This is a genomic window from Pseudomonas sp. CM27 (genome assembly GCF_013179515.1).
In the GTDB taxonomy this organism is placed as follows: domain Bacteria; phylum Pseudomonadota; class Gammaproteobacteria; order Pseudomonadales; family Pseudomonadaceae; genus Aquipseudomonas.
Genome location: NZ_JABMCN010000214.1, coordinates 4,753 through 10,613, shown reverse-complemented (window position 1 = coordinate 10,613; position 5,861 = coordinate 4,753). Strand labels below are relative to the sequence as shown.

Annotated in this window: 8 protein-coding genes and 1 pseudogene; 5 read left to right on the top strand and 4 right to left on the bottom strand. The window is 62.4% G+C overall.

Annotated features, from left to right (window positions below):
- A partial coding sequence (locus HP547_RS22485) for an ATP-binding cassette domain-containing protein (protein WP_172287462.1) occupies positions 1 to 690 on the top strand: 690 nt, incomplete at its 5' end.
- Between the two features lie 201 nt (positions 691 to 891).
- Positions 892 to 1,524: a LysE family transporter gene (locus HP547_RS22480; RefSeq protein WP_172287461.1), complete on the top strand. Its 633-nt coding sequence runs from the start codon at positions 892 to 894 to the stop codon at positions 1,522 to 1,524.
- Between the two features lie 48 nt (positions 1,525 to 1,572).
- On the opposite strand, the gene HP547_RS22475 is transcribed toward HP547_RS22480, so the two are convergent.
- Both HP547_RS22475 and HP547_RS22470 read right to left on the bottom strand, forming a co-directional pair.
- Positions 1,573 to 2,325, bottom strand: coding sequence for a slipin family protein (locus HP547_RS22475; protein ID WP_172232259.1), 753 nt, complete (start codon positions 2,323 to 2,325; stop codon positions 1,573 to 1,575).
- A 2-nt stretch (positions 2,326 to 2,327) separates the two neighbouring features.
- Positions 2,328 to 2,810, bottom strand: a pseudogene (locus HP547_RS22470) (NfeD family protein); the annotation flags it as partial.
- 182 nt (positions 2,811 to 2,992) lie between these two features.
- Between HP547_RS22470 and HP547_RS22465 the strand changes: the two are divergent.
- From HP547_RS22465 to HP547_RS22455, 3 genes are all read left to right on the top strand, one after another.
- A complete protein-coding gene (locus tag HP547_RS22465) occupies positions 2,993 to 3,451 on the top strand; it encodes an aminoacyl-tRNA deacylase (protein WP_172232256.1) in 459 nt (152 codons plus the stop codon).
- Positions 3,452 to 3,511: 60 nt separating this feature from the next.
- Entirely contained in the window at positions 3,512 to 3,754 is a 243-nt protein-coding gene (locus tag HP547_RS22460; protein WP_172232253.1) for a DUF2789 domain-containing protein, read from the top strand.
- Positions 3,755 to 3,822: 68 nt separating this feature from the next.
- Positions 3,823 to 4,461 carry an NADH:ubiquinone oxidoreductase subunit N gene (locus HP547_RS22455; protein ID WP_172232250.1) on the top strand — a complete coding sequence of 213 codons (639 nt, stop codon included), beginning with the start codon at positions 3,823 to 3,825 and terminating at the stop codon, positions 4,459 to 4,461.
- Between the two features lie 8 nt (positions 4,462 to 4,469).
- On the opposite strand, the gene HP547_RS22450 is transcribed toward HP547_RS22455, so the two are convergent.
- Complete coding sequence (locus tag HP547_RS22450) at positions 4,470 to 4,907, bottom strand: CBS domain-containing protein (RefSeq protein ID WP_172287460.1); 438 nt, start codon at positions 4,905 to 4,907, stop codon at positions 4,470 to 4,472.
- 248 nt (positions 4,908 to 5,155) lie between these two features.
- Positions 5,156 to 5,861: VWA domain-containing protein (locus HP547_RS22445; protein WP_172287459.1), on the bottom strand; the 706-nt coding region annotated here is incomplete at its 5' end.

Genomic DNA, 5,861 nt, shown 5'->3' with positions numbered 1-5,861 from the left:
CAGACCCTGCGCGACTTTCTGGGTGGTTTCGACTTCCACGGTGCCCGCACCGACGAGCCGGTAGTGAATTTCTCCGGTGGCGAAAAGGCCCGCCTGGCGCTGGCCCTTATCGCTTGGGAGCGGCCGAACCTGCTGCTGCTGGACGAGCCGACCAACCACCTCGACCTGGAAATGCGCCTGGCGCTGACCATGGCCCTGCAGGAGTTCGAGGGGGCGGTGGTGGTGGTATCCCACGACCGTCACTTGCTCAAGAGCACCACCGACGATTTCCTGCTGGTGGCCGACGGCAAGGTCGATACCTTCGATGGCGACCTCGACGATTACAGCCGCTGGCTGGTCGAGTTCCGCCAGCGCAGCGCCCCGGCCAGCGCTGCCCCGGTCAACCCGGACAAGACCGACAAGAAAGCCCAGCGCCAGGCTGCGGCAGCCTTGCGCCAGCAACTGGCCCCGCACAAGAAAGCCGCTGACAAGCTGGAAAGCGAGCTCAACCAGGTGCACGCGCAACTGGCCGAGATCGATACCGTCATGGGTGACGGCGGTCTGTACGAAGCTGCACGCAAGGATGAGTTGCGTGACCTGCTGGCGCGCCAGACCAAGCTCAAGCAGCGCGAAGGCGAGCTGGAAGAGGCCTGGATGGAAGCGCTGGAGACCCTCGAAAGCATGCAGGCGGAGCTTGAGGCGCTGTCTTGATCGGGGGGCTTGGATTGGGTGAGGACTGAAGGGTGTTCGCCTTGACTCTTTCAGCGCCTGTGAGATCGAGCGCCGCGCGGGCGGCGCTCGGTCTCATAGACGATGCAGGTCTCAAGGCGAACGCCCCCAAAAATAACTGGTTATTTTTTCACCAACGCCTTAGCTTAACGTTTTGCAACATATGTTCGAGCGAGGTGCGTGATGTCGATGGAAGTATGGTTGGGCTTCTTTGCCGCCTGTTGGGTGATCAGCCTTTCACCCGGTGCCGGGGCGATCGCCTCGATGTCCAGCGGCCTGCAATATGGCTTCTGGCGTGGTTACTGGAACGCCCTGGGCCTACAGTTGGGCCTGATTGTCCAAATCGCCATTATTGCCGCCGGTGTCGGAGCCGTGCTGGCTGCCTCTGCCACGGCCTTCCAGGTCATCAAATGGTTCGGCGTTGGCTACCTTGTCTACCTGGCTTACAAGCAGTGGCGGGCCCTGCCGATGGACATGAGCGACGAGTCCGCCGTGCGCCCGATCGGCAAGCCGCTTAGCCTGGTGTTCCGTGGCTTCCTGGTCAACGTCAGCAACCCCAAGGCGTTGGTGTTCATGCTGGCGGTGCTGCCGCAGTTCCTCAACCCGCATGCGCCGCTGTTGCCGCAGTATGTGGCCATCACGGTAACCATGATCAGCGTGGACATGCTGGTGATGGCGGGCTACACCGGCCTGGCCTCGCGGGTGCTGCGCCTGCTGCGTACGCCCAAGCAGCAGAAGCGTCTGAACCGCACGTTTGCCGGGTTGTTCATTGGTGCCGCTACCTTCCTGGCTACCCTGCGCCGCGCGCCCCTCTGATACACCGCAGGCAAGGCATTCGCAGGCTCGCCGACGAATGCCTTGCCGCTATTCCTGCCGGTCCATCAACCCCTTGAGCAAATCCACCGGCAACGGGAAGACAATGGTCGAGCTCTTGTCCCCGGCAATCGCGCCCAGCGTCTGCATGTAGCGCAACTGCATCGCCCCCGGCTCCTTGCCCAGCATCTGCGCCGCCTGCATCAGCTTTTCCGACGCCTGCAATTCGCCCTCGGCATGGATCACCTTGGCCCGTCGTTCGCGCTCGGCCTCGGCCTGGCGGGCGATGGCGCGTACCATCGATTCGTTGAGGTCGACGTGCTTGATCTCGACGTTGGCCACCTTGATGCCCCAGGCATCAGTCTGCGCATCCAGCACCTGGCGGATGTCCGCATTCAGCTGTTCGCGCTCGGCCAGCAATTCATCCAGTTCGTGCTTGCCGAGCACCGCGCGCAGGGTGGTCTGGGCCAACTGGCTGGTCGCCACCATGAAGTCCTCGACCTGGATGATCGCCTTTTGCGGGTCGAGCACACGGAAGTACAGCACGGCGTTGACCTTGACCGAGACATTGTCGCGGGTGATCACATCCTGCGTCGGTACATCCAGCACCACGGTGCGCAGGTCGACCCGGACCATTTGCTGGATCACCGGGATCAACAGGATCAGCCCCGGCCCCTTCACCTGCCAGAAGCGTCCCAGCTGGAACACCACGCCGCGCTCGTATTCGCGCAGGATGCGAAATGCCGACAGCAACAGCATCGCCACAACGACTGCTATCGCGCCGAAACCCACTTGCATGAACATGCTCACGCTCCTTGCGCCGCCTGCCCGGCGGCGCTGACGTCCAGCATCACGCCATTGCGCGCGGTCACCCGCACGTTCTGGCCGGCTTGCAGCGGTGTCGCGCATTGCACTTGCCATTGCTCGCCTTGCGCCAGCACCACGCCACGCAACGGGTTGCCCGCCATCACCTGGGTGACGGTGGCCAGGCTACCCAGCAGGCCGGCGTCGCCGCTTACCAGCGCCCGTCGGCGCGCCTTCACGGCCGTCGCCAGCACCCCACCGATCAGCAGTACCAGCAGCAGTGCCAGCGTAGCGACCAAGGCCAGCGGGAGGCCGAAGCCGGGGGTATCGGTGTCGATCAGGCACAGCGCGCCGACCACGAAGGCGATGATGCCGGCAAAGCCGACTACGCCGTAGTTGGGCAGGAAGGCTTCGGCGAGCATGAAGGCGATGCCGAGGAGGATCAGTGCCGCGCCGGCGACACTCACCGGCAACAACAGCACGGCTTGCTCACCGGCCGCAGCCTGACCGCTCGGCGTGATGCCAAGCAGCAACAGCAGCAACAGCCAGCGCCAGCAGCGGGCGATCACCTGTCGTCACCTCGGTCGTCCTCATACAACAAGTTTAGCCCCGGCTGCCGGCAGCCGGCCTAAAATTGAAGATTGGGGGGCGAAACCGGAGGTGCACCATGCGTATGGCAAAGACCCTGCAGAATCGCCTGGACAAGGCCAACTGCGACTACGACATCATTCCCCATCCACATTCGGCCACCAGCCTGGAGTCGGCCCGCACGGCTGGCGTGCCCGCCGAGCGGGTCGCCAAGTCGGTGATGCTCGATGACCGGCATGGCAACTACATCATGGCCGTACTACCGGCCAACCGGCACCTGGACATGAGTAAGGTGCGCATGTCGGGGGCCTGGCAACTGACCCGTGAAAGCGGCCTGCCGAGCCTGTTCGGCGACTGCGAACGGGGGGCCGTGCCTGCGTTGGGCGATGCATACCAGATAAAGATGCTGCTTGATTCGAGTCTTACTCGCCAGGGCGATGTCTATCTGGAGGCGGGTGATCACGATCATCTGATTCACATGAGCATGGAGCAATATTTGAAGCTGGTGCCGCGCGCCGAAGTGCGTGAGCTCAGCTGATGCTCTCAACCCATGCCGGGCCGGCATCGTCGATGATCGGTTCGGCACCGAGGAGGAACCATGGACAATCCGATTCATCCTTTGTCTGAAATTTTCAAACAGTTGGGGCTGTCTGACGACCCGGTCGAAATCGACAGGTTCATCACGACTCACTCACCGCTCGACGACGATGTGAAACTGGTCGATGCCCCATTCTGGAACGATTCGCAGCGCGATTTCCTGAAAGAAAAATACATCGCTGATGACGACTGGATTCCCATGATCGACCAACTGAACGAGGCGCTTCATCCCCAGAAAAAATAAAGTGCCGAGCGGCACCTGACGAGTGATTGGCCGTTGCTATGCTCAGGAAAACAATAGGGGATAGCGCCATGAAAGATCCCTACGCACCAGGTTTCTGGTGCTCCGTGATGATCCTGGGCACGCTGACGGCCAGTTACTTCTACGGCATCAGGCATACGCAACAGATGAACCAGGCGGTGCACTTTCTGTATGCCGCCGCTGCAATCACTGTGGCGGCTGCTTTGGTGACGCTGACCTGGATCGCCTGGCAGCAGCTGCACTTGAACAAGCGCGAAGTGACCCAGGGCCGAACGCTGCTGACCATCTGGAACACCAAGGTCGCGCTGCGCCGCGTCGAAACCGTGTTCGACCGCTATTTCTGGGGCAGCTACTGGCATTCGGGGCGTACGTTCGAAGAGGTCATGGGTGAGCTCAAGGGCACCCCGCTGGAGCAGAGCCTGGATGCGCTGAAGCGCCAGTGCCGCACGCTTGACCGCGAAATTCACGACCATCACCACCACTGGCTGGCCAATGCCCGCGACCTGTCCAGCGTTGCCCAGGCCATGGCCCGCGAGCGCTATCAGCTGGACCTTGGCGAACCCACCCCTAGCGGCCATGGCAATACCGCCGTGCTCAACCGTGACCTGGAAGTGCTGGTGTATACCTGGTCGGCGCGCCTGCGCAGCTTCGACCATCAACTGGACGAACTGGAGCGCGCCTACCATTGAGAGGGGCCTCATTCGCCGCGGATGTATTGCTCCAACTGCAGGATGAGGCCGGCCTGTTCGGCGATGGTTTCCTTGACCAGGTCACCAATCGACAGCAGACCGAGCAACTCTCCGTTGCTGACCACTGGCAGGTGGCGCAGGTGGCGGTTGGTCATCAGGTTCATGCAGTACTCGAGGTTCTGCTTGGGTTCCACGGTGACCACCGGCGCACTCATGATTTCGCGCACCGGGGTGGCGGCGGAAGAGCGGCCCTTGAGTACCAGTTTGCGTGCATAGTCCCGTTCACTGACGATACCCACCACCTGGTTGCCCTCGACCACGGGCAACGCACCGACGTTTTTCTCCGCCAGCATTTTCAGGGCGTCGAGCACCGAGTCATCCGGGCCGATGGTGTACACGGTCTGGTGCTGGGACTTGGTCTTGAGGATTTGTTCGACGGTCTTCATACGGGCCTCTGCGGGTGGAAAACGGCGCTGTCTCGGAGTAACTAAAGCATCCGACACGGCGCTCTGCACGGCAATGCAGGAAACGGCATGCAGTCGATTGAAAAACGTCATCGGTGTTCGCCTGTGCGGGCCTCTTCGCGGCAAAGCCGCTCCCTCCGGAGTGGCACTGACCTCAAGGCCTGTGGTGCATCTGTGGGAGCGGCTTTAGCCGCGAACACCGGCGCAGCCGGTGCCATCCATCACTGCGTCTACAGGCAACCACTCGCGGCAACCTCCTGGCTCGCCTCCTTGAGGGCCGCCGCCACTGCGGCTGCATCGTTGGCGGTGTAAACCCGCCCGCCGGTATTGCTGGCTGCGCAATTGGAACCGGTGCTGGCGCTGATGTTGACCACGTTGATCCGCAGGCGTGGCTGGCTCTTGGCTATCTGTTCCGACACGCTGCACACACTGGTGCCGCAACTGTCCCGGCCATCCACGAACATCACGATCACAGCGTCGCGGTCCCGCCCGTTCAGCTTGCTGGCTGCCGCTTCCAGGCTGATGCCCAGCCCTGTACCGCCACGTGCTTTCAGATCTGCGATGCGTTTGACCAGGTCGGCACGCTGGCCTTGGCCGAAGACCCCGTGGTCCACCGGGCTGCGGCAGCCATCGAAGGTGACCAGGCGCATGTCCACGTTCTTGTCCAGGTCGCCGATCACGGCAGTCAGCGAGCTTTTCGCCACGTCCATGCGGGTCAGCCGTTGCGGCTGGTTGTTGGCCAGCAGCTCATCGACGAACGGAATACGGGTGAGCAAGCCGATGTACCAGGGGTCTTCCGCCTGTTTCACCCTGATGCGCTGGTCCATGGAGCCGGAGGTGTCCAGCACCACCGCAAACTCCGAGGCCTGGAAGCCACCCCCCGGCATACAGATTGCCGCCTGCGTGTAGCCTTGCCAGCGCTGGTACAGCGCCGGC

Excerpts from the sequence above, each read along its gene's own strand:
- HP547_RS22480 (WP_172287461.1), top strand. The coding sequence starts at position 892 with ATGTCGATGGAAGTATGGTTGGGCTTCTTTGCCGCCTGTTGGGTGATC.
- HP547_RS22475 (WP_172232259.1), bottom strand. The coding sequence starts at position 2,325 with ATGTTCATGCAAGTGGGTTTCGGCGCGATAGCAGTCGTTGTGGCGATG.
- HP547_RS22465 (WP_172232256.1), top strand. The coding sequence starts at position 2,993 with ATGCGTATGGCAAAGACCCTGCAGAATCGCCTGGACAAGGCCAACTGC.
- HP547_RS22460 (WP_172232253.1), top strand. The coding sequence starts at position 3,512 with ATGGACAATCCGATTCATCCTTTGTCTGAAATTTTCAAACAGTTGGGG.
- HP547_RS22455 (WP_172232250.1), top strand. The coding sequence starts at position 3,823 with ATGAAAGATCCCTACGCACCAGGTTTCTGGTGCTCCGTGATGATCCTG.
- HP547_RS22450 (WP_172287460.1), bottom strand. The coding sequence starts at position 4,907 with ATGAAGACCGTCGAACAAATCCTCAAGACCAAGTCCCAGCACCAGACC.